Here is a 26,570-nt window from a genome sequence, read left to right as displayed (position 1 = left end):
CTTAGGCTGCCTTCTTTCTTTGTCTGAGTTTGTCTTTTAGTCGCCGAACAAAAATGCTATCGAGCGAGTTGATTCCGATCGCGGTCAATAACAGGGCCGCATTAATTGGCCACATGCCGATAAAAGCTGGAATAGAGCCATCTTCCAGTGCTGATTTGGTTGCACTTATAGACAAGAAATAAGCCAAATAAATCAAAATGGCAGGCCCCATTTTAGCAAAACGACCTTGACGGGGGTTCACTGCAGATAAAGGCACAACTAGCATGGTTAAAAGCGGTATACATACCACGAGTGAAATACGCCATTGTAATTCAGCTTGAGCACGAGGATCTGGGTTAGAAATAAGTTGCAGAGTTGGAATCGCTTCCCAATCACGCCCTTTAGGCTTAACATCACGTTGGCCAATTAAACCTTCATATTGTTTAAAATCAGTGACCATGTAGTTAAGACGAGTGGGCACCCCTTCATAACGAACACCGTCGTACATGCGGATTACTTGTCTTCCGTCACTAAGCTCCTTAACTTCCCCCGACTGTGAAAAAGACACACTTGGTAAGATAGAATCACGTGGACGCATTTGAGCAACAAAAACATTCTTGAGTTTTTTGTCCTCAATGTCATCGATAAAGACGACTGAAGAGCCATCCGGTGTTCCTTGGAACTGACCTTTTTGGAGCATATCAACATTGTTTTCGGCAGCGACTTCTTCTTCGAGCTGGATGAGTCGTTCTTGACTCATTGGTGAGAAAACAAACGCATTGGCACCGGCTAGTAAACCAGTAATCACTGCCAAATAAAGCGCAGCCCGAATAAGGAATTTATTGCCAATCCCCGTAGCGTTCATAACGGTAATTTCACTTTCCGCGTACAAACGACCAAAGGTCAGCAAAATTCCGAGGAACAAACTCAGTGGCAGCATTAACAGTCCCATCGAGGGCATGCTCAGACCGACATAGTGCATCACCAATGAGGCTGGGATATCGCCATCTGTAGCGTCAGCTAAAACCTTGATCAGTTTTTGACTTAAAAAGACCAAAAACAGAATGAAAAATATTGCCAATTGGCTTTTGAGTGTCTCGCGGATCAAATATCTAACAATAATCACGCTGAAATTACCTATACAAAACTTGTTTTTTTAACTGAATCACTATAATTTCCCGTTGAACCTTTTATTATTTGAAATTTTGGCTAACTGTTAACGCGCTTATTTACAAAGTCGTTCCAAACATGGAATCAACAAGTAAGACGCCATTATCTAACATTTAGTTCGATTTGTCTTCAGGATGTAGGAGTACGCATGGAGTTCAGTGTAAAAAGTGGTAGCCCAGAGAAGCAACGTAGTGCTTGTATTGTTGTGGGTGTATTCGAGCCACGCCGTCTCTCTCCAGTTGCTGAACAGCTAGATAAGATCAGCGACGGCTATATCAGTTCACTACTTCGCCGTGGTGATCTGGAAGGAAAACCTGGACAGATGCTACTGCTGCATCAAGTGCCTGGTGTGCTGTCAGAACGTGTTTTGCTTGTCGGCTGTGGTAAAGAGCGTGAACTGGGTGAACGCCAGTATAAAGAAATCATTCAAAAAACAATCAACACTCTTAATGAAACAGGGTCAATGGAAGCCGTTTGTTTCCTAACTGAGTTGCATGTTAAGGGACGCGATACCTATTGGAAAGTACGTCAAGCCGTTGAAGCAACCAAAGACAGCTTGTATACCTTTGATCAATTCAAAAGTATTAAGCCAGAGACTCGTCGGCCACTACGTAAACTCGTATTCAATGTACCCACTCGACGCGAGCTCAATTTAGGCGAAAAAGCCATCACGCATGGACTCGCCATTGCTTCAGGTGTCAAAGCGGCCAAAGATCTTGGTAATATGCCACCCAATATTGCCAACCCAGCTTACTTGGCTTCTCAAGCACGCCGTCTTGCTGATGACTATGAGACCATCACAACCAAGATAATTGGCGAGCAAGAAATGGAAAAGCTAGGTATGACTTCTTACCTAGCCGTAGGCCGAGGCTCAAAAAATGAGTCTATGATGTCCATAATGGAGTATAAAGGAAGCACTGATCCAGAAACCAAACCTATTGTTCTGGTCGGTAAAGGTCTAACATTTGACTCTGGCGGTATTTCGCTCAAACCCGGCGAAGGCATGGATGAAATGAAGTATGACATGTGTGGTGCCGCTTCCGTGTTTGGTGCCATGAAATCACTAGCCAAGCTTAACCTGCCTATCAATGTTATCGGTGTACTTGCTGGCTGTGAAAACATGCCCGGCAGTAACGCTTATCGCCCAGGCGATATCCTGACAACAATGTCAGGCCAAACCGTTGAAGTACTCAACACAGATGCTGAAGGTCGCTTGGTACTATGTGACGCCCTTACCTATGTGGAGCGATTCGACCCAGACTGTGTGGTCGATGTTGCTACTCTGACCGGGGCGTGTGTGATTGCGCTAGGTCATCATATCAGTGGTGTACTCTCCAATCACAACCCACTTTCCCATGAGTTGATCAATGCTTCTGAACAATCAAGCGACCGCGCTTGGCGTCTGCCCATGGCAGATGAATATCATGAGCAACTAAAAAGCCCATTTGCGGATATGGCCAATATTGGTGGTCGTCCTGGTGGTACCATTACCGCCGGATGCTTCCTGTCTAAATTCGCTAAAAAGTATCATTGGGCCCACATCGACATTGCTGGAACGGCTTGGAAGTCAGGCGCAGCTAAAGGAGCGACAGGTCGCCCTGTCTCAATGCTTGTCCAATTTGTACTAAACCGAAGTGGCCAAGAAACGGAAGAATAATTTCCAAACGTAAAAGGGCCGCAAGGCCCTTTTTTAATCCAGTAGTATGTTATGTCCAATGCAACCTTTTACATTATTGATCCCGACTCTCCTCAAGCAGACCCTAGTGGTTTTTTGCAATATATTGTTTTTATAGCAGGTCACTTTGCCACACAAGGAGCAAAGGTATACCTAAATTGCGAAGATAAACATCAAGCTGAGCAACTAGCAGAGCTTTTTTGGCAAGTCGATGCTAAGCAATATATCGCGCATAACTTAGTCGGAGAAGGGCCGAAATACGGTACCAATATCGAGATCGGATACCAAGAAGTAAAACCTTCTTGGAATCGCCAGCTAGTGATAAATTTGGCTAAAAATAAGACAACCTTTGCGAATAAGTTTGCAGAGGTGGTAGACTTCGTTCCTTGCGATGAAAAAGCCAAGCAACTCGCACGAGAAAGGTATAAAATCTATCGCCAAGCTGGCTTCCAGCTACAAACGATCGAAATAGATCATAACCCGTAATTCAATCCTTATAGTTAAGTCGATCTTGCTTGAGATCACTCACTTATAAAGATTGATAACGATTAAATTTAACCAGAACCAATCTTCGAATGGTTGGACTCGATGCGAGAAGTGTTTTATCCAAATCTGAATAATACCAGACTGTATTTATCGAGATGTTAACACCTTCAAACCGTGAGATAGTCCAGCGATAACGAGGAAATACGAGCGCTATGGAAAAGACATATAACCCAACTTCAATTGAACAAGCTCTATACCAAGCTTGGGAAGAAAAAGGCTACTTTAAGCCACACGGTGACACAACAAAAGACGCATACAGCATAATGATCCCGCCGCCAAACGTCACTGGTAGCTTACACATGGGCCACGCGTTTCAAGATACCATTATGGATACGCTTATCCGCGCCGAGCGTATGAAAGGCAAAAATACCCTTTGGCAGGTAGGTACAGACCATGCTGGTATCGCTACGCAGATGGTGGTTGAGCGTAAAATTGCGGCAGAAGAAGGCAAAACTAAGCACGACTATGGTCGCGATGCTTTCATCGATAAGATTTGGCAATGGAAAGCTCAATCAGGCGGCACGATTACTAAACAGCTCCGCCGTCTTGGTGCTTCGGTTGACTGGGAGCGTGAGCGCTTTACTATGGATGACGGTCTTTCTAATGCGGTTCAAGAAGTATTCGTACGCCTGTATGAAGAAGATCTGATTTACCGTGGTAAACGTCTGGTTAACTGGGATCCTAAATTACACACTGCAATTTCTGATCTTGAAGTAGAGAACAAAGATAAAAAAGGCCACATGTGGCATTTCCGTTATCCGCTTGCCGATGGTGCTAAAACAGCTCAAGGCAAAGATTACATCGTGGTAGCAACAACTCGTCCGGAGACCATGCTTGGCGATACAGGTGTTGCGGTAAACCCAGAAGATCCTCGCTATAAAGATTTGATAGGAAAAGAAATTCTTCTTCCTGTTGTCAATCGTCGCATCCCTATCTTGGCTGACGAACACGCCGACATGGAAAAAGGGACTGGCTGTGTAAAAATCACACCAGCGCACGATTTCAATGACTATGAAGTAGGTAAGCGTCATCAACTTCCGATGATCAACATCCTAACCTTCAATGGTGATATTCGCGACTCAGCTGAAGTATTCACCACCAATGGTGAATCCAGCGATGCATACTCAAGCGAACTACCTGCTAAATATCAAGGTATGGAGCGTTTCGCTGCACGTAAAGCCATAGTAGCAGAATTCGAAGAACTTGGTCTTTTAGACGAAATTAAAGATCATGATCTTACTGTACCATACGGCGATCGTGGCGGGGTTGTGATTGAACCAATGCTGACCGATCAATGGTATGTTCGCGCAGCACCACTTGCAGAAACAGCGACTAAAGCGGTTGAAGACGGGGAGATTCAGTTCGTTCCTAAACAATACGAAAACATGTACTTCTCTTGGATGCGTGACATTCAAGACTGGTGTATCTCTCGCCAGCTGTGGTGGGGACATCGCATCCCTGCATGGTACGACAATGACGGAAATGTCTACGTTGGCCGAACGGAAGAAGAAGTTCGTGAGAAAAATGGGCTTGCTCCTGTGGTTGTACTTCGTCAAGACGACGACGTACTGGATACTTGGTTCTCCTCTGCTCTTTGGACATTTGGTACACAAGGCTGGCCTGAAAACACGCCAGATCTTAAAACCTTCCATCCTTCAGATGTGCTTGTAACCGGTTTTGACATCATCTTCTTCTGGGTTGCTCGCATGATTATGATGACGATGCATTTCTGTAAAGATGAGAATGGCAAACCACAAGTACCCTTTAAGACGGTTTACGTAACGGGACTCATCCGTGACGAAAACGGTGACAAAATGTCTAAGTCGAAAGGTAACGTGCTTGATCCAATCGACATGATTGATGGTATCGACCTTGAGTCTCTAGTTGCAAAGCGTACTGGCAACATGATGCAGCCTCAGCTTGCCGCCAAGATTGAGAAAAACACGCGTAAGACGTTTGAAAATGGCATTGAACCCTATGGTACTGACGCTCTGCGTTTCACCTTAGCCGCCATGGCGTCAACTGGTCGTGATATCAACTGGGATATGAAACGTCTCGAAGGATACCGTAACTTCTGTAACAAACTTTGGAACGCCAGTCGTTACGTGTTGATGAATACCGAAGAGCAAGATTGCGGATTTGGTGCTGGTGAGCTTGAATATTCATTGGCTGATAAATGGATCGAATCACAATTTGAGTTAGCGGCAAAGGATTTCAACGCACACCTAGACAACTATCGTCTAGATATGGCAGCTAATACAATTTACGAGTTTATATGGAATCAGTTCTGTGACTGGTACCTAGAGCTTACCAAGCCAGTGCTATGGAAAGGCAGTGAAGCACAGCAAGGTGCCACTCGCAAAACACTGATCACTGTATTAGAGAAAACGCTTCGCCTAGCTCATCCGGTTATTCCTTATATTACCGAAACCATTTGGCAAAGCGTCAAACCACTGGTAGGTAATATTGAAGGTTCTAATTCATCAGAAAGCACCATCATGCTGCAAGCCCTTCCACAGTATGATGAAACAAACTTCAATCAAGAAGCACTTGATGATATCGAATGGGTGAAATCCTTTATAACCAGCATACGTAACTTGCGAGCTGAGTACGATATTAATCCAGGAAAGCCTCTTGAGGTGATGCTAAAAGCGGCCAGCGACAAAGATGCGGCGCGCTTAGAAGCCAACAAACAAGTGCTTGTTTCTCTGGCTAAACTTGAGTCAGTACGCGTGCTTGAGTCTAATGAGACAACACCGGCATGCGCGAGCGCTCTTGTGGCTAAGTCTGAGTTAATGATCCCTATGGCAGGGCTTATAGATAAAGATGCCGAGCTCATTCGTTTAGATGGTGAAATTAACAAAACGCTTGGTGAGATCAAGCGTCTTGAAGGTAAGCTAGGTAACCAAGGGTTTGTCGCTAAAGCGCCAGAAGCGGTCGTGGCTAAAGAGCGTGAAAAACTGGCAGGCTATCAAGAAACGCTGATTAAACTTGAAGAGCAAAAAACCACTATTGCGGCTTTATAAGCGCTAATTTAAGAGTAAAAAGGCAGCTTCTTAGCTGCCTTTTTTATCACTCGCTTACAGCTTGGATCCGCTGCTCAAAGTTATGTCCAAAAATGCTTAACGAAAAGAGTATCCGCACAATTTCTTACATTTTTGTTATTGAGTCTAATGATTAATACAACACATACATTAGCCTTTGATATACATCACAGGTAACTCTTGATATACACCATTCACGCAAGCGCCCTATTTCTCAGGAGCTGCAACTAGATAACAAAGCCTGTCACCGTGTTGTTCATACTCTAAACTAAAGCTGGGTACAGAAGTTAAGAGGTAGATAGGTTGTTCAAGCCGATAGCCAGGATCGCCTTAGCACAGGCCTTACTTTCACCTTTTGCCTTCGCAGCCGAGAAAACCGTTAAGATCGCGGTCGGTAACTGGCCTCCATTTATCGGAAAAGAACTTGAAGGTTATGGAATTGTCGCCCAAACCATCAAACACGCTTTTGCTATCGAAGGATACCAAGTGACATTCACTTTTTACCCTTGGTCAAGAGCTTATGAAAAAGCGAAGAACGGAGAATACCACGCCACCGCAGTGTGGATGTTTGATGAGCAAAGAACCGAGCATTTTTATTTTAGCGAGCCCGTTTCTCAAGAAGAATTTGTCTTCTTTCATCATAAAGATTTAGATTTTGATTGGCTAACGCTAACCGACATACAAAACTTTGAGTTGGGCGGAGGGCTAGGTTACAGCTATGGTTCAGAACTCGATGCCCTTATCGAGTCTAAAACTGTGCGCATAAATCGGGTAAAAACGCCAAGCCAAAACTTGTTACGCCTTTATCACAAGCGAATTGATCTATACCCTGAAGAGCGACATATCGGCCTGTACGACCTTGAGCAACAATCTTCGGATGTACAAAGTCAAATCACCTATCACCCGACCCCATTTCTGAGCAATTTTGGTTATGTCATGTTTTCTAAACAAAATAGCACAAGCAGAGAGTTGCTAACGGTATTTAATCGGGGCCTGATTAAAATACGTCAGCAACAATAGAAGCTACACAATTCGGTTTTGCTGCCTGCCCTGTGCAAAAGCTGTGATGTTGCCAATCAATATCTTGGCAATTTTAGGGAAAGAAGATTCGCTGCCCCAAGCCACATGGGGCGTGAGAAACAGGTTTGGCAAAGACATATTGGCAATCAAAGGGTTTGAAGTATCAGGCGGCTCTTTGGTAAGCACATCCACGCCTGCGCCAGCGATGTCACCTTGCTTGAGCGCATCGACTAAAGCAAACTCATCAACCAAGCCTCCTCTACCAGTATTGATCAATATGGCGCTGCGCTTCATTGCCATCAGTTCTTCACGGCCAATAATGTTGCGAGTTTGCTCATTTAACGGACAATGTAGAGTCAAAACATCGGATATCTTAATCACCTGCTCAAAGGGTAAATAACCAGCTCGCCAATCCTTTTGGCCTTTGCGCTCGGCAAACACAATATTCATGCCCAGCGCCTTGGCGATATTAGCGGTTGCTTGGCCAATTTCTCCGGCGCCAATCACCCCAAATGTGCTGCCCACAACATCACTGATTGGGTGAGTGAAAAAACAAAAATTATCCGTACGTTGCCATTCTCCCGCCGCAATATCATTGTGGTAGCCTTTTAGGTTACGTTTGAGTGCAAACATCATGGCAATCACATGTTCTGGTACTGAAGGGGTCGAATATCCTTGAACATTGGTTACCGCGATGCCTTGCTCCTTACAAAAGCTCACATCAATATTATTAAAGCCAGTGGCAGCAACCACAATCAGCTTTAAGTCAGGCAGTTGGTTTAGACTCTCTCTATCAAGCACAACCTTATTGGTGATCGCAATCGTAGCGCCATGAAGACGCTCAACCACTTGTTCTTTGGTCGTCTTTGGGTAATCCGTCCACTGGTGATTAAATGAAAGCGCTGGAAAAGTCATGTTCGTTGGAAGTGTCGCACGGTCCAAAAATACAATCCTGGGTGCAGGGCCAACTGACTCTATCATAAGATCCCTCTTCAAAAGTTTTCAGACATAAAACACGCTAAGGGCGTGGCAAGGTTTTATAATCAGGCAAGGTATCGACAGGCTCAAAAATGCTTTGAATAACAGGGGCAGCCTGCGGGTAAAAATCACAAGCGGTGAAAATACAGCGCAGTTTATTATCCTTAGGATGATAAAAACTTAACTCAGCCGCATGCAATCCCAAACGTTCAAAGTTTTCAAAGGCTTCGCCTTGAGCGTAAAATTCATCGCCAACAATAGGATACCCCAATGCTTGCATGTGAACACGTAATTGATGTGAGCGCCCAGTAATAGGCAACAAACGCACAATCGTAGTGCCCTTTTCACGCTTAACCACTTCAAACTGAGTTTGTGAGGCTTTACCCTGCTCAAAACACACTTTTTGTCGTGGTCTATTTGGCCAGTCACAGATAAGAGGTAAGTCTATTAAACCTTGTTGCTGCTCTAACTCTCCCCAAACTCGCGCGTAATACACCTTGTGAGTAAGGCGAAATTGGAATTGCTTTTTGAGTGCCGATTCCGCTGCTTTATTCTTGGCAAACAACATAATGCCAGATGTACACATATCTAAACGATGGACTGGCTGACAATCAGGATAGCTATCTATTAAGCGGCTCCACATACTATCATAATGCGCTTTGTCACGCCCAGGCACAGACAATAGCCCTGAAGGCTTATGCACTATGATGATATCTTGGTCTTCAAATACACAATCTATCCAAGGCTTTGTCGGCGGACAATAGTGCTGCATCGCCATAAATACCCTCATTTAAATAACAAATAAAACACCATAGGAAAGCATCTATGTGATGAATTGAACATATTAGAGTCTTATTTTATTTTTTCAATGTAAACAAGTTTTAACCCACCTACAAGATGTGATATTCGTACGCCCCAATATATAGGCAATACAAGTTTTTTACCCTAGGAATTTTATGGATACTATCTCCACATCTGAGAATCACAGCAAATTCTCAATGTCGCAACTGACCCGCTCACTGGGACCTGGTATTATGATGGCGACTGCAGCAGTCGGTGGCTCTCACCTAGTCGCATCAACGAAAGCTGGCGCCATCTATGGCTGGCAACTCGTTGGTTTAGTTTTGCTGGTAAACCTTTTCAAATACCCTTTTTTTCGTGCCAGTGTTCAGTATACCGCTGGAACAGGTGAAAGCTTAGTTGAAGGTTATGCAAAATTAGGCCATGCCTATCTATGGCTGTTTGCCATTTTGAATACCATCTGTGGCGTGGTCACAACAGCAGCATTACTTTTGTTTAGCACCAGTCTATTAGGCTATTTCATGCCCATCGAGCTACCTGCTTCTACATTATCCTCTGCTATAGTGGCTTTCTGTTTATGTATTTTAATCGCGGGTCACTACAAGACCTTAAACACTGTTTCTAAAGCCATAATGGCAGTACTTATTGTCTCAACTGTAACAGCAGTAATCATTGCGGCAAACAATCCAATAGAAGCCCCCCCATCATTTGAATCACCCTCTCCATGGTCAATCGCAGGAATTGGCTTTATCATAGTTATGATGGGGTGGATGCCAGCACCAATGGAAATATCAAGCATGACCTCTATGTGGTTAAAAAGCCAACAGGATCAGAGCAAAGTCACAGCTCAATCGGCTCTATTTGATTTTAATATCGGCTATATAGGCACCGCGCTATTGGCGATTGTCTTTCTCGCCCTTGGAGCTTTAGTTCTGCATGGAAGTGATATAGAGTTTTCAAAATCAGGATTAGGTTTTTCTCATCAATTAGTCAGCTTATATACTGCAACCATTGGTGAGTGGTCGCGCTACCTTATCGCAACCATTGCTTTTCTTTGCATCTTTGGCAGCACAATTACTGTGATTGATGGCTACAGTCGCGCAATTTCTGAGTCGCAGCGCCTATTGCAAGACCAAAACAAAATAAATGATAAAGTGACGCACATATGGATGATCTCTATTTCATTAGCGGCACTCTCAATTATTATTTTTTGGGCGTCAAGTCTAATGACCATGTTAGACTTTGCTATGGTTATCGCCTTTATAACCACACCGTTTTTTGCCTTACTCAACTTTATTCTTGTATCAAAATCGGATTTACCCAAATCTTTGGCTTTAAGCAAACCGATGAAGTGGCTATCGATTATCGGCCTTATCTATTTATTTAGCTTTTTAGCAGCCTTCTTCTGGTGGAACTGGTTACTGTAACTTAGCAAAAATATAAGGCAAGTCATCAGCACGCGCTAATCTAAATACAATCATGCCGCACTTAACCATCTTAAACCCAGTTTAAGATGGTTTTTTATTTGAAACACATATTATACGCACTCAGAAAAACGTCATATTAGTAACAATAACAACAGCATGTTTCAGCTGCATATGTGATGAAACTTACATATTAAACTCTTATTTGTTTTTTCCATGTAAATGAGTTTTAACACACCAGTTGAATATGATATTCGTACGGCAATTTATTGAAGCAACACAAGGTTTTACCCTAGGTTTTATATGGATACTATCTCCACACCAGACAGTTGCAGCAAATTATCTTTGCTACAACTGGCGCGCTCAACAGGTCCAGGTATTATGATGGCAACCACTGCGGTGGGTGGCTCTCATCTGGTCGCGTCTACCCAAGCTGGCGCCACTTATGGCTGGCAAATCTCGATAGTTATCTTGCTGGTAAATATTCTAAAATACCCCTTTTTTCGCGCCAGCATCCAATATACCGCAGGGACTGGAGAGAGTTTGATAGAGGGCTACTCTAGACTCGGGCAAGCATTTCTTTGGTTATTTTTATGCATGACCATTATCTGTGGTATTGCCGCCACATCTACTTTGTTACTATTTAGCGCCAGTCTACTTAGCCATTTTTTACCTTTTGCATTATCACTAAAAAGCTTATCCATGGTCATCGTGGCCGTGTGCGTACTTGCACTCTCTTCTCGCCGCTATGGTGTGCTTAATAGTATTTCAAAGGTGATTATGCTAATTCTAATAATGACGCTAATCGCCGCGCTCGCTTTGGCGGCATCTCAAACTCTAGATAACCCTATTCCTATACAAGAAAAAACACCTTGGTCTACTGCAGCGGTAGGTTTTATTATCGCCGCCATGGTATGGATGCCAGCCCCAATAGAAATATCCAGCATGACGTCAATATGGCTTAAAGACCAACAAAAGGAAAACAAAGCCAGCGCCCAATCTTCCTTGTTTGATTTTAATGCTCACTATATAGCTACTGTGCTGTTGGCGCTGGCCTTTACAGCGCTTGGCGTTTTGGTGTTTTATGGCAGCGGACTGGAGTTTTCTCAATCCGGCATTGACTTTTCTAATCAATTGATTGACGGTTATACATCCAAAGTTGGGCAGTGGGCCTACTATCTTATCGCAGCGGCGGCCTTTTGTTGCATCTTTGGTAGCACAATTACTGCCATCGACGGTTACTCGCGGACAATTGCTGAAGCTCAGCGTTTATTGCAAGAGCGCGAAGAAATCAGCCATAAGGCGTCAGTGATATGGATGGTGTTGATTGCATTTTCGGCGCTGGCTCTGATTTTATTCTGGTTTTCTTCGGTCTTATCGGCTCTTTATGTCAGCTTAACTCTGGCCTTTATTACCACCCCCTTCTTTGCCCTACTGAACTTTATTCTTGTCTCCCACACCAAATTGCCCAAGCCACTTGCGCTCACTAAACCAATGAAATGGCTTTCTATCTTAGGGCTTATCTACTTGTTTGGCTTTTTGGCGGTCTTCTTCTGGTGGAACTGGTTGATATAACAGAATCAAATAAAAAAGGCCTGACTGCGATTAAGCATCGACATCAGGCCTTTTCTTTTTCTACTTGTCTTGTTTACAGGAAGAAGGCTTAGTTATGAGAGACGACAATTAAGCGCAATGAGTCAAGCTGATATTGAGCTTTGGCAATGTAGCTATCTAATTGGCTTATCTGCTGCTCAATCGCACTTAATTCCTCATCACGGATATTTGGGTTGACCGCTTTGAGTGCTTGTAAGCGCTCCAGCTCTGTATTTAGGCTGGCTTTCATATCAAGCTGCGCCTGCTCACGCACAGCAGCAACTTTATCCATGATAAGATCTTCGCCCGCAGTGATCATTTGATGCACTTGTGGCTGAACCGATGAAACCAATTTGGTCGCCATATGGCGTCCCACAGGGCTAAGCTGGCGGTTAAAGCTTTCAAACTCAACCTGCTCAGACAAATCGCTGCCTTTACCATCTAACATAAGGCGAATTGGGGTGGCAGGCAAAAATCGGCTAATACCGCTGCGCTTTGGCGCTTGTGCATCCACTTTGTAAACCAGCTCTAGCAGCATGGTGCCAACCGGCAATGCCTTGTTTTTAAGCAAAGAGACCGCAGCTGTGCCTACTCCTTCACTCATCAGAAGATCGATGCCTCCTTGAATCATTGGGTGCTCCCAACTGATAAAATTCATATCTTCGCGAGATAAAGCCGTATTACGATCAAAAGTGATGGTCGCGCCTTCATAAGGCAGCCCTGGATAACTTGGCACCATCATATGTTCTGATGGTGTAACCACTATGGCGTTCTCGCCTTTATCATCCTGATTCAGACCGATAGTATCGAACAGGCTTAAAGCAAAGGTGACCAGATTAGTATCGCCATCAGTGGCCGCAATACTTTCAACAATTTCCTGCGCCTTCTCACCGCCATTTGAGTGCATTTCAAGCAAGCGATCTCGGCCTTGTTCAAGCTGCGCCGTCAATCTTTGATTCATAGCTGCCGATTGGGCAATCACGTCATCGAGCTCTGTGGTATCGCCTGTGGCCAACATTTCAATTAAACGCCCAGAGAACTCATCATATACCGCTCGCCCGGTTGGACAGGTATCAGCAAATGCATTCAAACCCTCATTAAACCAACGAGCTAAAATGGCCTGTGAGGTTTGCTCTAAATAGGGAACATGGATATCAATGTCTCGATTTTGACCAATTCGGTCAAGGCGGCCAATGCGCTGCTCTAAAAGATCAGGGTTGAATGGTAAATCGAACATTACCAGTTGATTTGCAAACTGGAAGTTGCGCCCTTCCGAGCCAATTTCACTACAAATCAGCACCTGAGCGCCACCTTCTTCCTGTGCAAAATAAGCCGCGGCTTTATCTCGCTCAAGAATAGACATACCCTCATGAAAAACCGTGGCACGAATACCTTCACGCTCGCGCAGAGCTTGCTCTAATTGCAATGCGGTTGTAGAGCGCGACGCGATGACCAAGATTTTTTCACTGCGCTTTTGCTTAATTTTTTCGATCAGCCAATTCACGCGCGAGTCAAACTGCCACCAGCTGGCTTCCTCACCCTCAAATTCTTGAAAAATTTCCTCAGGGTAGAGGTTTTTTAATGCGCGAGCTTCTTGACTAATATTGCCACCGATTAAACCTGAAACACGCATCGACGTTGCGTACTGAGAAGGGATAGGCATAGGTAACATATGAAGATTACGAACTGGAAAGCCTTTAATCGCCGCGCGTGTATTACGAAATAAAACACGGCCCGTTCCATGACGGTCCATCAGATTATCAATCAATTCCTGACGAGCTTTGGCTTTTTCTGCTTCCTGCGAGTCATTTTCTATGATGCGAAATAAAGGCTCAACATCTTGCTCCGTCAGCAGCTCAGTGATTTGATTTTTAGCATCGTTAGATAAAGACTCACCAGAAAACAAGGCGCTGACTGAATCTGCAACCGGCGTATATTGCTCTTCTTCTTCAACAAAGGCTTGGTAGTCATAAAAGCGATCAGAATCGAGTAGCCGTAGACGGGCAAAATGGCTTTCTCGGCCAAGTTGTTCTGGTGTTGCAGTTAGCAGCAGCACACCTGGGGTATTTTCAGCCAAGCCTTCAATGATTTGGTATTCCCGACTCGGTTTTTCCGGACTCCACTCAAGATGGTGCGCTTCATCAACCACCAATAAATCCCATTCCCCTTCCAAAGCCTGCTCAAAACGTTTGCGGCTTTTACGCAGAAAGTCCAAAGAACACAAAACATATTGCTGGGTATCAAACGGGTTGTCGGCATCGGCAAACGCTTCTATGCAGCGTTCTTCATCAAAAATAGAAAAATGCAGATTAAAGCGGCGCATCATTTCCACTAACCATTGATGCTGTAATGTTTCTGGAACCACAATCAGAATGCGCTCAGCACGACCAGCCAGCACTTGCTGGTGGATGATCATGCCAGCTTCAATGGTTTTACCTAGACCGACTTCATCAGCGAGGAGTACGCGCGGAGCGTGTCGGCGGCCAACTTCATGAGCAATGTAAAGTTGATGCGGAATCAAACCAGCTCGCGTACCACACAAACCACGCATTGGACTCTTATGTTGCTGGTATTGATTCACTAGCGCTCGATAGCGCAGTACGAAATTGTCCATTCGATCGATTTGGCCCGCGAACAACTTGTCTTGCGGTTTATTAAATCGAATTTGGTTGCTCAGCATAATCTCACGCAAAGTGACATCATGCTCATCGGTATCTTCACGCGTTCCTATGTAGGTAAAGAGCCCCTGCTCTTCCACAACCTGCTCAACTTTAAGTGACCATCCTTCCTGACTATCTACAAGATCACCCGTGTTAAAAGTGACACGAGTAACAGGCGCATCGTTACGAGAGTAAACTCGGTTTTCTTCGGACGCTGCAAACATAAGTGTCACAGTACGATTGTCCAATGCAACTACAGTTCCTAAACCTAAATCGCTTTCCGTATCGCTTATCCAGCGCTGGCCCAAAGCAAATGTCATGAATCGACTACCTCACCTGTTGAATTCAAAAATGGGTCTAATTATCTTAGTTATTCTTGCGCAACATGACAGCCTGATGGCAGGAGAATCATATAATCAGAAAGTACGCAAAAAAGGTCGCTAATATTACTGCAAGCTGTGATGTTGGTCACGTACAAACACCTCAAAAAACAACAATTTTTTCTCCATCTTTTGCATGACATCAAACTGTAAGAAAAGAGTGGCAGTTCTGGAAGGGAGAGCCGCAGATCTCACTTATACTCATAGTTGGGAGTGCAAATTTTGGCGTCAATTTTCCGACTGGCACAAGAGATGCATTACTGACATGACGATCAACACGGGTTTGTAGCATAACAGCTAACCGACAGCGATCCACAAGCGACTTAGCGTCATGCTACAAGCCAAGGCAAGTAAGCCAATACACAAGCGATTGTGATTGGCAAATCAGCCGTATCTCGGCAAGGAGACGCTTATGGGTGACACGGATCGGAAACTTTTTGTCCTAGACACCAACATCCTTCTTCACGAACCTTTAGCTATTTATTCCTTTCAAGAGCACGATGTAGTCATACCTATGACAGTCCTCGAAGAACTAGATCGAATCAAAGACAGCAAGCGCGATGTTGCTCGCGATGCTCGTGTAGCGATTCGAGCTATGGAAGCCATGTTCAAAGACGCAACCCCTGATGAAATTTCAGAGGGTATTCCAATCAATCGAGATAAAGAACATACAGGACATATCTCAATTCTTGCCGATTTCGAGTTGCAAGAAACGGTAAAAGCGTTTGCCGACAAGGCAGGCGACAACCGCATTCTCAATGCTGTTTTGTACTTACAGAACAAACGTGCTCCGCGCGAAGTGATTCTCATCACGAAAGACATCAACATGCGCTTGCGTGCCAAAGGCGCTGGGGTGCGTTTCGTTGAAGACTACCGCACCGATCAACTGATTGATGATGTTCAATATCTCACTAAGGGGTTCCAAAAAATCGAGGGAGAGTTCTGGCATAACGTTGACCAAGTCGAAAGCAAAACCTATGCAGGTAATACTTATCATACCCTTGATCGTGAACCTTTTGAGCCTACTTATATCAATCAGTATGTCATCGACGAAGGCAGTGACTTTGCAGGGCGAGTCGAAGATATTAAGCCCGATAAGATCACCTTAAAAGATCTTAGCCGAGAGCGAATGATGAATCGCCGTGCTTGGGACATCACACCTAAGAATATTTATCAAGGCATGGCGTTAGATGCCCTTTTGGATCCTGAAATTGATCTGGTTATTATGACTGGAGCTGCTGGTAGTGGTAAAACCTTGCTCGCAATGGCTTCTGCTCTCGAGCAAACCATAGAAAAAGGTATGTTCGATAAAATCATTGTCACTCGAAATACACCAGATATTGGCGAATCGATTGGTTTTCTACCTGGTACAGAAGAAGAGAAAATGTTGCCTTGGCTTGCCGCCGTAACCGACACTCTCGAAGCCTTGCACAAAAATGATCACTGTACTGAAGGCTCTTTGAAGTACATCTGTGATAAAGCTAACATTCAGTTTAAATCAATCAACTTTATGCGCGGACGATCCATCCAAAACGCGTTCGTACTGCTTGATGAGTGCCAGAACTTAACGGCCTCTCAAATTAAAACCATCATTACCCGTTGCGGTGAAGGAACAAAAATTGTCTGCTCGGGTAACCTAGCTCAAATCGATTCTCACTACTTAACCCCTGTCACTTCAGGACTAACCTACATGGTTGAGCGCTTCAAGAACTTTGAAGGCAGCGCCAATGTTCACCTAAATGGTGTGGTTCGAAGTCGCTTGGCCGAGTTTGCAGAAGAGAATTTATAACCTCTTATCGCGGGATACTTACCATATCCCGCAAATAATTATTCACAAATAAAACATATTTAGTTATAAATAACCCTAACAACACAAGACTCTGGGGTTATCATGGCTTTCAACTTACGCAACAGGAATTTTCTTAAACTACTCGACTTCTCGCCTAAAGAGATCCAATTCTTAATCGATTTGGCTGCGGACCTAAAAAAAGCCAAGTATTCAGGTACTGAACAGAAAAAGCTGTGCGGAAAAAATATCGCTTTGATCTTTGAAAAAGCATCGACTCGAACCCGCTGTGCATTTGAAGTCGCGGCTTTTGATCAAGGCGCACAAGTGTCTTACATTGGCCCATCAGGTTCTCAAATTGGTCATAAAGAGTCGATGAAAGATACCGCAAGGGTGCTAGGACGAATGTACGACGGCATTGAATATCGTGGATTTGAACAAAGCATTGTTGAAGAATTAGGACAATACGCCGGTGTCCCTGTATGGAATGGTTTGACTAATGAATTTCACCCAACCCAAATTCTCGCCGATTTGTTGACCATGATAGAACATGGTAACGGCAAACAACTAAATGAAATTACCTTTGCGTATCTTGGCGATGCGCGCAATAACATGGGCAACTCTTTACTAGTCGGCGCGGCGAAAATGGGGATGAATATTAGACTTGTTGCGCCTAAAGATTATTGGCCAGAAAAAGAACTGGTGGAAACCTGCCAGCATATCGCCAAGCAAACAGGTGCAACTATCACGCTGACAGAAAGTGTTGATGAAGGCGTCAAAGACTGTGATTTTCTCTATACCGATGTTTGGGTGTCTATGGGAGAATCTCCTGACGCTTGGGATACTCGGGTAGCGCAAATGAAACCTTACCAAGTCAACATGACAACAATCGAGAAAACAGGTAACCCAGATGTGAAATTTATGCATTGTTTACCGGCTTTTCATAACGATGAAACCAAGATAGGTAAAGAGGTGGCAGACAAGTATGGCATGAGTGGACTTGAGGTCACTGAAGATGTGTTTGAGTCTGAGTATTCAATCGTCTTTGATGAGGCTGAAAATCGCATGCACACCATCAAGGCTGTGATGCTCGCCACACTAGGCGCTTAGTTTCAACAAAATTTGCACCATCAAGGTTAGACGTAAACGCTTGCGTTGGTCAATCTTCAGCGTATAATGCTGTGCAATTTGTCTGGAGGTAGTGACCAAATGCCACGTAAAGGTGCTCAACAAAGCGATTTGCACAGGGTAAGCCCCAATGCTTACTGGCTTGGTTTTTTTACTATTTCCATCGATTTTTAAAGCCTCCTTTATAGGGGGCTTTTTTATTGCCTAACATACAGATGGGACGATGATTATGACCAATACGCTTTACAACAAGCACATTATCTCAATTCCAGAACTGTCTCGAAACGAGCTGGAACTGATTGTCAAAACCGCAGGTCAACTCAAAGCAGAGCCAAACCCAACACTGATTAAAGATAAGGTGGTCGCAAGCTGTTTCTTTGAGCCATCAACACGGACTCGCCTCTCTTTTGAAACGGCAATTCAACGTATAGGCGGCAGTGTAATAGGCTTCGACAACGGCGGGAATACCTCCTTGGCCAAAAAAGGCGAAACACTATCAGACTCAGTGCAAGTCATATCGTCTTATGTGGATGCATTTGTCATGCGCCATCCACAAGAGGGCGCGGCTCGCTTGGCTTCAGAGTTTTCCAATCGCGTGCCCGTAATTAACGCAGGCGACGGCGCAAACCAGCACCCAACTCAAACCTTACTGGATTTATTCTCGATAGCAGAAACCCAAGGTAAACTAGACAACCTTAATGTTGCCTTTGTGGGCGATCTTAAATACGGTCGCACTGTTCACTCTCTCACTCAAGCTTTAGCAAAATTCAACCATATTCGATTCTACTTCATTGCACCTGAAGCTTTGGCAATGCCAGATTATATCTGCGAAGAGCTCGACGAAGCGGGGATTCAGTACAGCATGCATACTGATATGGAAAGCGTGATCCCTGAGTTGGATATTTTATATATGACTCGAGTGCAAAAAGAGCGCTTTGATGAATCAGAATACGCGCATATCAAATCTGCGTATATTCTGACGGCAGGATTACTTGAAGGCGCACGGAGTAACCTTAAAGTCCTACATCCACTGCCACGGGTTGATGAAATTACAGTGGATGTCGATAAGACGCCTCACGCTTACTATTTCGAACAAGCGGAAAATGGCGTTTATGCTCGTGAAGCACTGCTCGCTCTTGTCCTTAACCAACAACTGTAATCGGGAGAACTATCATGGCAAAAGAAACTCAATTGCAGGTTGAAGCAATTAAAAATGGTACGGTGATTGACCATATTCCAGCTCAGATAGGAATTAAGGTCCTCAAACTTTTTTCTATGCATAAGTCAGAGCAACGCGTCACCATAGGTCTTAACTTACCTTCATCAGCGCTTGGTCACAAAGACCTACTTAAGATAGAAAACGTTTTTATCAGCGAAGAGCAAGCCAGTAAACTGGCACTTTATGCTCCGCACGCGACAGTGAACCAAATTGAAAACTATGAGGTGGTTAAGAAATTGGCGCTCGATTTACCCGAGCAAATAAACAATGTCTTCGAATGCCCAAACAGTAACTGCATTACTCATAATGAGCCTGTAGAAAGCAGCTTTAAGGTTTTTGAAAAGAAACAAGATATTCGTCTTAAATGTAAGTATTGCGAGAAAGTCTTTGCTCGAGAGATAGTCACGGAACGATAATTGGGTGACTTTGTCATCATCTCACATCCCTGCTTGTTTTAGCGGGGGTTTTTCTTTACCCCACTCCAGTTTCGCGGCAGACTGAGTTTTTCTAATAACAAAACACTCTTCACAGGTGGAATACAATAATGACTAAAGTACTACATACAGATTCAGCTCCTGCTGCAATAGGCCCATATGTTCAAGGTGTTGATTTAGGTAACATGGTTCTCACTTCCGGCCAAATCCCTGTAAACCCTGAGACTGGCGACGTCTCATCAAATATCGCTGAGCAAGCTCTGCAATCACTCAACAATGTCAAAGCTGTGGTACAAGCGTCCGGTTTGTCTGTTTCAGATATTGTGAAAATGACGGTATTTGTTAAAGACCTTAATGATTTTGGGACAGTAAACGAAGTCTACGGGAAGTTTTTCGACGACCATGACGTCGCTAACTACCCAGCCCGTTCGTGCGTTGAAGTGGCTCGCTTGCCTAAAGATGTCGGTATCGAGATAGAAGCGATCGCGGTAAGAAAATAGTCAAACTGAAGAAAAGCGAGCTGATTAGCTCGCTTTTTCAGTAATACTTATCACAGCCTATGTGAAGTTGTGGATCATTCATCAGCTCGCTGACCTCTGCTGAGAATTGATGGCGAGACACCCTTTCTTCTAACAGTACAGTGTTGTTTTGTACATCAATCGCTAGAATTTTTCCAACCCCTTGCTCAAACCCTACCAGCATACCTTTCTCAATTTCGTTTATATCCATTCTACTACTCCTCAAATACTGGAATTTATACATTCCAATCAACAAAAAGGATCAAAAAAAGCCGACAAATTGTCGGCTTTTAATCTAGAACTGGTTTTTGTTATTGGGCGAAGTCAACGCCGATTTTAATATCGCCATTTAGTGTATCAAGCATTCCATCAAGTGCATCTTTTTCGAATGCACTTAGCTCACCATAACTCAATACTTCTTCCACACCATTTTTACCCAGTTTTACAGGCTGTGCAAAGAATGGAGCGTGCTCACCATTGCCTTCAACATAAGCATAATCAACCACTTCTTCACCCTGAAGTGCTTTAACAAGAGAAAGACCAAATCGACATGCTGCTTGTCCCATTGAAAGAGTCGCTGAGCCGCCACCGGCTTTAGCTTCAACTACTTCTGTGCCCGCATTCTGAATACGTTTTGTTAACGCTGCGACTTCATCAGAGCTAAATTCAACGCCTTTCACTTGTGAAAGAAGAGGCAAAATGGTAACACCTGAATGTCCACCAATGACAGGAACTTGAATATCTGCCGGAGATTTACCTTTAAGCTCAGCAACAAATGTTTCAGAGCGAATAACATCAAGTGTTGTTACACCAAACAAACGACGCTTGTCATAAACGCCAGCTTTTTTCAAAACTTCCGCAGCAATTGGCACAGTAGTGTTAACCGGGTTAGTAATAATACCAACCATAGCTTTAGGACAAACTTTGGCTATTTTTTCAGCAAGTGATTTAACAATACCTGCATTGACATTAAACAGGTCAGCACGATCCATTCCTGGTTTACGAGCTACACCAGCAGAGATCAACACAATATCCGCACTTTCAAGCGCTGGAGTTGGATCTTCACCTGCATACCCTTTAATAGATACAGGTGTTGGGATATGGCTTAAGTCCGCTGCTACGCCAGGCGTTACAGGAGCAATATCATATAGAGCAAGATCTGAACCAGCAGGTAGGTGATGTTTCAGTAATAGGGCTAGGGCTTGACCGATGCCACCAGCGGCACCAATTACGGCTACTTTCATCGTAGTTCTCCTTGAGATGGTATCTCTTTTTATTTCTTGAGATGCTTTAAATCAACGCTGTCCAAAGCTATAGCAATCACATACTGATTACAATCAATTAACGTCAGCTTTGCGACCTTGCGCAACACACTTATAGCCAGCTAGCACAAGCGTTCGCAAGTCATTAGTCATTGAAAAACTCTGCGCCATTTTAGCAGCAACTACAGGCTGTAAACCATCAAAGTTTACAGTGATAGATCAGGCAGAATTGAGCCTCATGATTGGCAGGATGTGAATACCTATGCGAGAATATGCACTCAATCTTAATAATAACTATGGCTGGAAAAAACATGCGCCACTCAGAAAAACAAGATAATCTCGTTCGAGCCTTTAAAGCCCTACTAAAGGAAGAACGTTTTGGTTCACAAGGAGATATTGTAGAAGCACTCAAAAATGAGGGTTTTGAAAATATAAATCAGTCTAAAGTGTCTCGTATGTTAACCAAGTTTGGAGCAGTACGTACGCGCAATGCAAAAATGGAAATGGTTTACTGTTTACCAGCGGAGCTCGGAGTCCCAACGGTTTCGAGTTCATTGCGTGAATTGGTTTTAGATATAGATCACAACGCGGCATTAGTGGTTATACATACTGGGCCTGGGGCTGCTCAATTAATCGCTCGCCTGCTCGATTCTCTCGGTAAGTCCGAAGGTATCCTAGGTGTCGTCGCCGGAGATGACACAATTTTTATCACTCCAACACTTAATATTACAACTGAACAACTGTTTCAATCTGTTTGCGAGCTATTTGAATATGCCGGATGACGCTAAGTATACTTCAGTGTTATGAGTCACAAAGCCACATCACTGGCGTGACTCGAATCACATCTTTAAAAAATCCTCCAACGCCATTTGAATTAAAATAAATATATGATTTTTATGGATAAAAATTAAAAGGAAAAACCAAAAACACAAGGTGACAAAAATATAAATACATCATAAATTTTAACAATTGTATAATTGTGGACAAATTATTTGGTATTATTCAGCCACTTTTTCAACATACGGATTGAAAAAGATGCCGTTTTCGTGACTCGAAAACTTCCACGGCAAGTAACACTGTCGTAGGACAAATAATGTATAAAGGAAGGGAAATTCATGGCATTAAGCAAGTTGATTAAAGTTGGTGCAATTGCAGCAGCAGTAATCGGTACAGGCACAGTTAGCGCTCAAGAGTTTATTACTATCGGGACAGGTTCTGTTACAGGGGTTTACTATCCGACGGGCGGTGCAATTTGTAAGCTAGTTAACAAAGGGCGTAAAGAGCACAACATTCGATGTTCCGTCGAGTCTACTGGTGGTTCAATCTATAATGTAAACACCATCAGAGCTGGTGAACTTGACTTTGGTATTGTGCAGTCTGACTGGCAATATCATGGGTACAACGGAACAAGTAAGTTCTCTGAACAGGGCCCCTACAAGAAACTACGCGCAGTGTTCTCTTTACACACAGAACCTTTTAACATCATTGCACGTTCAGACTCCAAAATTGAAAACATTTCAGACCTTAAAGGCAAACGCGTCAATATAGGTAACCCGGGCTCTGGTGACCGCGCCACCATGGGTGTGGTAATGGATGCTATGGGCTGGACCAATGACAGCTTTAAGCTTACATCTGAACTAAAAGGCTCTGAGCGCTCACAAGCGCTTTGTGATAACAAGATCGATGCATTTGTCTACGTAGTCGGACATCCAAACGGATCAATCAAAGAAGCAACTACATCTTGTGATGCAAAACTCATCTCTGTCACAGGGTCAAAGATTGATAAAATCGTCGCCGATAATCCTTATTACGCATTCAGTACCGTTCCTGCAGGCATGTATCGCGGAACAGATAAGGATGTAAATAGCTTCGGTGTTGCTGCAACTATGGTGACAACTTCTGATGTATCTGATGAGGTTGCATACAATGTTGCAAAGTCGGTATTTGAAAACTTTGATACATTTAAGCGCTTACACCCTGCATTTGCAAACCTGAAAAAAGAGCAAATGGTCAAAGCGGGTCTATCAATTCCTCTTCATCCAGGTGCTGAAAAATACTACAAAGAAGTTGGCTTATTGAAGTAACCACTTCATTTAGCTAAGAGGCTAGTCAAGCTTTGACTGCGTTTTTATTTGTTCTTAGCACTGGCCTCATTAAAGGGGAGTTTCATAGTATTGAAGCTCCTCTTTGTTATTATCTAACTGCATGGCACTGAGCATGTATGGTGTTGTTTAACACGTTTTCTAAACAATACCGATTAAAACTCTAATAATCATAAAAAGACAGGCCATATATAATAAGGATTTAGTACATGTCGAAGACCACTTCTCCGACTCAAGATGTGCAAGAAATGGTGACTCAAGCCGACACGGGAGCCCGCTCTCCTGATGGAATTTCGGCGCGCATCCTGTGGTTTACCCCTTTGTGTTGGTCATTATTCCAACTTTGGTATGCATCTCCCCTACCCTTCATTTTCAATTTTGGCGTCCTCAATGATACTGAAGCGCGCTCGATACACTTGATGTTTGCCATATTTTTGGCCTTTACAGCATACCCTGCACTAAAGAGTTCACCACGTAATAAAATTCCACTTACCGATTGGATTCTAGCTTTAGCTAGCAGTTTTTCTGCTGGATATATTTACATTTTCTATACTGAGCTGGCCGGCCGTTCAGGTGCTCCAACCACAGCGGATGTTGTTGTGGCTGTGATCGGCATGATTCTGCTGCTTGAAGCAACTCGTCGAGCTCTGGGCCCACCACTAATGGTTGTAGCAGGCGTGTTTTTGTTGTACACCTTTGGTGGACCTTATATGCCCGATGTCATCGCACACAAAGGAGCAAGCCTTAATAAAGCTATGTCACACCTTTGGTTAACGACAGAAGGTGTGTTCGGTGTAGCTCTGGGAGTTTCTTCATCCTTCGTGTTTCTATTTGTGCTATTCGGCGCCATGTTAGAGCGCGCGGGGGCAGGCGCTTATTTCATCAAGGTTGCCTTTTCTTTACTTGGTCACATGCGGGGTGGTCCCGCTAAAGCCGCCGTCGTTGCATCCGGTTTATCAGGTATCGTCTCTGGCTCTTCTATTGCCAACGTGGTTACAACGGGCACATTCACCATCCCTCTAATGAAAAGAGTTGGGTTTCCTGGCACAAAAGCAGGTGCAGTTGAAGTCGCGGCTTCAACCAACGGACAATTAACTCCTCCAATAATGGGTGCAGCCGCCTTTCTTATGGTGGAGTATGTCGGTATTTCCTACGTTGAGGTGATCAAAGCGGCTATCCTGCCAGCGTTAATTTCCTACATCGCTTTGATTTATATTGTTCACCTAGAAGCATGCAAAGCAGGTATGCAGGGATTACCGCGTCGACACACACCAACTATTGTGCAAAGCTTACTCTCTTTCACTGGTACCATCTTAGGTCTATGTATAATCAGTGCAGCCGTATACTACGGTGTGGGCTGGACTAAGGATGTATTTGGCGCTGCTGCAACCCCTATTGTGGTATCGGCTTTAGTGATCTCTTATATAACGCTGATTAGTGTTTCAGCAAGAAACGCTAATGAGGGAACACTCGATGTCAATGCCGAACTTACCGAAGTTCCTGATCCTTCGCCAACCATCAAGTCTGGACTGCATTATCTGCTGCCGATTGTCGTTTTGGTGTGGTGTCTTACCGTAGAGCGCTTCTCTCCTGGTCTATCAGCATTTTGGGCAACCGTATTTATGATATTCATCATCATTACTCAGCGCCCTCTTATTTCCTTCATATCCAAACAAGGTAATATTGTTGAAGAGGCAACAGCTGGGTTTGTTGATCTGCTTGAAAGTTTGGTGTCTGGCGCTCGAAATATGATTGGCATCAGTGTTGCGACTGCTGCTGCGGGGACCGTCGTTGGAGCTGTCACTCTAACCGGAATTGGCTTGGTGATGACAGACTTTGTCGAGTTTATTTCGGGCGGTAATATTATTTTGATGCTGCTGTTTACTGCAGTAATTAGCTTAATCCTTGGAATGGGACTCCCCACAACAGCCAACTACATCGTAGTATCAACGCTTATGGCTCCTGTTATCGTCACATTAGGCGCACAAAGCGGGTTAATCATCCCACTGATTGCAGTACACCTATTTGTGTTTTATTTCGGTATATTGGCTGACGATACCCCACCCGTTGGACTGGCTGCATTCGCCGCTGCTGCCATCGCCAAGTCAGACCCAATTAGGACAGGTATTCAGGGGTTCACTTATGATATTCGGACCGCGATATTGCCATTTATGTTCATTTTCAACACCCAATTGCTTTTAATTGGTATTGATACATGGTGGCATCTATTACTAACCGTTTTGTCGTCTATCGTTGCTATGCTGATCTTCTCTGCTGCGACACAAGGGTGGTGGTTTACCAAGAATAAATGGTGGGAAACCCTGCTATTACTGCTACTTACCTTTACTTTCTTCCGTCCGGGTTATTGGTGGGATCAAATATACCCATCCAAAGAACTCCATCCAGGTTCAGACATCCAACAAATTGCTGAAAGTCTACCGATAGGACAAGATATCGAACTCATGGTGGCAGGCGAAAATATTGAGGGCGATTTCATAAGTAAGACAGTGCGCTTACCTTTTGATGAAAAAGCAAAGTCTGCCATCGATCGCATTAGCTCTATGGGGCTGGTTTTAAAACAAGTCGATGATAAAGTATTCATCGATATGGTCGAGTTTGGCAGCCCAGCAGAAGCAGCGGGCATTGACTTTGATTGGGAAGTACGTTCGGTCATCACTGCTGCCGATCGACCAATGAAAGAGTGGGTATTTATCCCTGCTCTGTTACTCCTTATTGGCTTGGGACTCAACCAAAAACGGCGAGTGCGCAATGATCAATTTAATCAACAAATAGGTTAGTCGTACTTACCATAACAGCAATACATAAAACTAAACTGAATACCGAGCCAAGC

20 protein-coding genes are annotated in these 26,570 nt (G+C 43.9%); 14 read left to right on the top strand and 6 right to left on the bottom strand.

Annotation, left to right across the window (positions count from 1 at the left end):
- Nucleotide 1: 1 nt before the first annotated feature.
- The gene (lptF, locus tag DPF90_RS18575) at nt 2-1,105 is read right to left on the bottom strand and encodes an LPS export ABC transporter permease LptF (protein WP_114787812.1); all 1,104 of its coding nucleotides are present in this window, start codon (nt 1,103-1,105) and stop codon (nt 2-4) included.
- A gap of 192 nt (nt 1,106-1,297) precedes the next feature.
- Here lptF and pepA point away from each other — a divergent pair, with 192 nt between their 5' ends.
- From pepA to DPF90_RS18555, 4 genes are all read left to right on the top strand, one after another.
- Entirely contained in the window at nt 1,298-2,806 is a 1,509-nt protein-coding gene (gene pepA / locus DPF90_RS18570) for a leucyl aminopeptidase (protein ID WP_114787811.1), read from the top strand.
- Nucleotides 2,807-2,857: 51 nt separating this feature from the next.
- Nucleotides 2,858-3,310, top strand: a complete 453-nt coding sequence (locus DPF90_RS18565; protein ID WP_114787810.1) for a DNA polymerase III subunit chi — start codon at nt 2,858-2,860, stop codon at nt 3,308-3,310.
- 212 nt (nt 3,311-3,522) lie between these two features.
- Complete coding sequence (locus DPF90_RS18560) at nt 3,523-6,396, top strand: valine--tRNA ligase (RefSeq protein ID WP_114787809.1); 2,874 nt, start codon at nt 3,523-3,525, stop codon at nt 6,394-6,396.
- A gap of 321 nt (nt 6,397-6,717) precedes the next feature.
- Complete coding sequence (locus DPF90_RS18555) at nt 6,718-7,434, top strand: substrate-binding periplasmic protein (protein ID WP_114787808.1); 717 nt, start codon at nt 6,718-6,720, stop codon at nt 7,432-7,434.
- Nucleotides 7,435-7,437: 3 nt separating this feature from the next.
- On the opposite strand, the gene DPF90_RS18550 is transcribed toward DPF90_RS18555, so the two are convergent.
- Both DPF90_RS18550 and DPF90_RS18545 read right to left on the bottom strand, forming a co-directional pair.
- A complete protein-coding gene (locus DPF90_RS18550) occupies nt 7,438-8,415 on the bottom strand; it encodes a D-2-hydroxyacid dehydrogenase (protein WP_114787807.1) in 978 nt (325 codons plus the stop codon).
- A gap of 37 nt (nt 8,416-8,452) precedes the next feature.
- Nucleotides 8,453-9,190 (bottom strand): pseudouridine synthase, encoded by a 738-nt coding sequence (locus DPF90_RS18545; protein WP_114787806.1) that lies wholly within the window; start codon nt 9,188-9,190, stop codon nt 8,453-8,455.
- Nucleotides 9,191-9,368: 178 nt separating this feature from the next.
- Between DPF90_RS18545 and DPF90_RS18540 the strand changes: the two genes are divergently transcribed.
- Both DPF90_RS18540 and DPF90_RS18535 read left to right on the top strand, forming a co-directional pair.
- Nucleotides 9,369-10,640: an NRAMP family divalent metal transporter gene (locus DPF90_RS18540; RefSeq protein WP_114787805.1), complete on the top strand. Its 1,272-nt coding sequence runs from the start codon at nt 9,369-9,371 to the stop codon at nt 10,638-10,640.
- 300 nt (nt 10,641-10,940) lie between these two features.
- Nucleotides 10,941-12,212, top strand: coding sequence for an NRAMP family divalent metal transporter (locus DPF90_RS18535; protein WP_114787804.1), 1,272 nt, complete (start codon nt 10,941-10,943; stop codon nt 12,210-12,212).
- A gap of 88 nt (nt 12,213-12,300) precedes the next feature.
- Here DPF90_RS18535 and rapA read toward each other — a convergent pair whose 3' ends face one another.
- Complete coding sequence (gene rapA, locus DPF90_RS18530; RefSeq protein ID WP_114787803.1) at nt 12,301-15,210, bottom strand: RNA polymerase-associated protein RapA; 2,910 nt, start codon at nt 15,208-15,210, stop codon at nt 12,301-12,303.
- A 472-nt stretch (nt 15,211-15,682) separates the two neighbouring features.
- On the opposite strand from rapA, the gene DPF90_RS18525 reads away from it, so the two are divergent.
- From DPF90_RS18525 to DPF90_RS18505, 5 genes are all read left to right on the top strand, one after another.
- Nucleotides 15,683-17,059 (top strand): PhoH family protein, encoded by a 1,377-nt coding sequence (locus DPF90_RS18525; RefSeq protein WP_114787802.1) that lies wholly within the window; start codon nt 15,683-15,685, stop codon nt 17,057-17,059.
- A gap of 102 nt (nt 17,060-17,161) precedes the next feature.
- On the top strand, nt 17,162-18,166 hold the full coding sequence (gene argF, locus DPF90_RS18520; protein ID WP_114787801.1) for an ornithine carbamoyltransferase: 1,005 nt from the start codon (nt 17,162-17,164) through the stop codon (nt 18,164-18,166).
- Between the two features lie 247 nt (nt 18,167-18,413).
- A complete protein-coding gene (gene pyrB / locus DPF90_RS18515) occupies nt 18,414-19,343 on the top strand; it encodes an aspartate carbamoyltransferase (RefSeq protein ID WP_114787824.1) in 930 nt (309 codons plus the stop codon).
- A gap of 14 nt (nt 19,344-19,357) precedes the next feature.
- Nucleotides 19,358-19,819, top strand: a complete 462-nt coding sequence (gene pyrI, locus DPF90_RS18510) for an aspartate carbamoyltransferase regulatory subunit (protein ID WP_114787800.1) — start codon at nt 19,358-19,360, stop codon at nt 19,817-19,819.
- A 128-nt stretch (nt 19,820-19,947) separates the two neighbouring features.
- Nucleotides 19,948-20,337 carry a RidA family protein gene (locus DPF90_RS18505; RefSeq protein WP_114787799.1) on the top strand — a complete coding sequence of 130 codons (390 nt, stop codon included), beginning with the start codon at nt 19,948-19,950 and terminating at the stop codon, nt 20,335-20,337.
- A 37-nt stretch (nt 20,338-20,374) separates the two neighbouring features.
- Here the strand turns inward: DPF90_RS18505 and DPF90_RS18500 are convergent, their stop codons facing one another.
- Together DPF90_RS18500 and mdh are read right to left on the bottom strand one after the other, a co-directional pair.
- A complete protein-coding gene (locus DPF90_RS18500; protein ID WP_114787798.1) occupies nt 20,375-20,566 on the bottom strand; it encodes a hypothetical protein in 192 nt (63 codons plus the stop codon).
- A 100-nt stretch (nt 20,567-20,666) separates the two neighbouring features.
- Nucleotides 20,667-21,599, bottom strand: coding sequence for a malate dehydrogenase (mdh, locus tag DPF90_RS18495; RefSeq protein WP_114787797.1), 933 nt, complete (start codon nt 21,597-21,599; stop codon nt 20,667-20,669).
- Between the two features lie 329 nt (nt 21,600-21,928).
- On the opposite strand from mdh, the gene argR reads away from it, so the two are divergent.
- The 3 genes from argR to DPF90_RS18480 all read left to right on the top strand — a co-directional run bounded on the left by argR (nt 21,929) and on the right by DPF90_RS18480 (nt 26,517).
- Entirely contained in the window at nt 21,929-22,399 is a 471-nt protein-coding gene (argR, locus tag DPF90_RS18490; protein ID WP_114787796.1) for a transcriptional regulator ArgR, read from the top strand.
- Between the two features lie 333 nt (nt 22,400-22,732).
- Nucleotides 22,733-23,701 carry a TAXI family TRAP transporter solute-binding subunit gene (locus DPF90_RS18485; RefSeq protein ID WP_114787795.1) on the top strand — a complete coding sequence of 323 codons (969 nt, stop codon included), beginning with the start codon at nt 22,733-22,735 and terminating at the stop codon, nt 23,699-23,701.
- Between the two features lie 227 nt (nt 23,702-23,928).
- Nucleotides 23,929-26,517 (top strand): TRAP transporter permease, encoded by a 2,589-nt coding sequence (locus DPF90_RS18480; protein ID WP_114787794.1) that lies wholly within the window; start codon nt 23,929-23,931, stop codon nt 26,515-26,517.
- The last annotated feature ends 53 nt before the right edge of the window (nt 26,518-26,570 follow it).

The sequence above is a fragment of the Vibrio tetraodonis genome (assembly GCF_003350295.1).
GTDB classification, from domain to species: Bacteria; Pseudomonadota; Gammaproteobacteria; order Enterobacterales; family Vibrionaceae; genus Vibrio; species Vibrio tetraodonis.
Note: the sequence above shows the minus strand (reverse complement) of the source record. Positions and strands in the feature narration are given on the sequence as shown.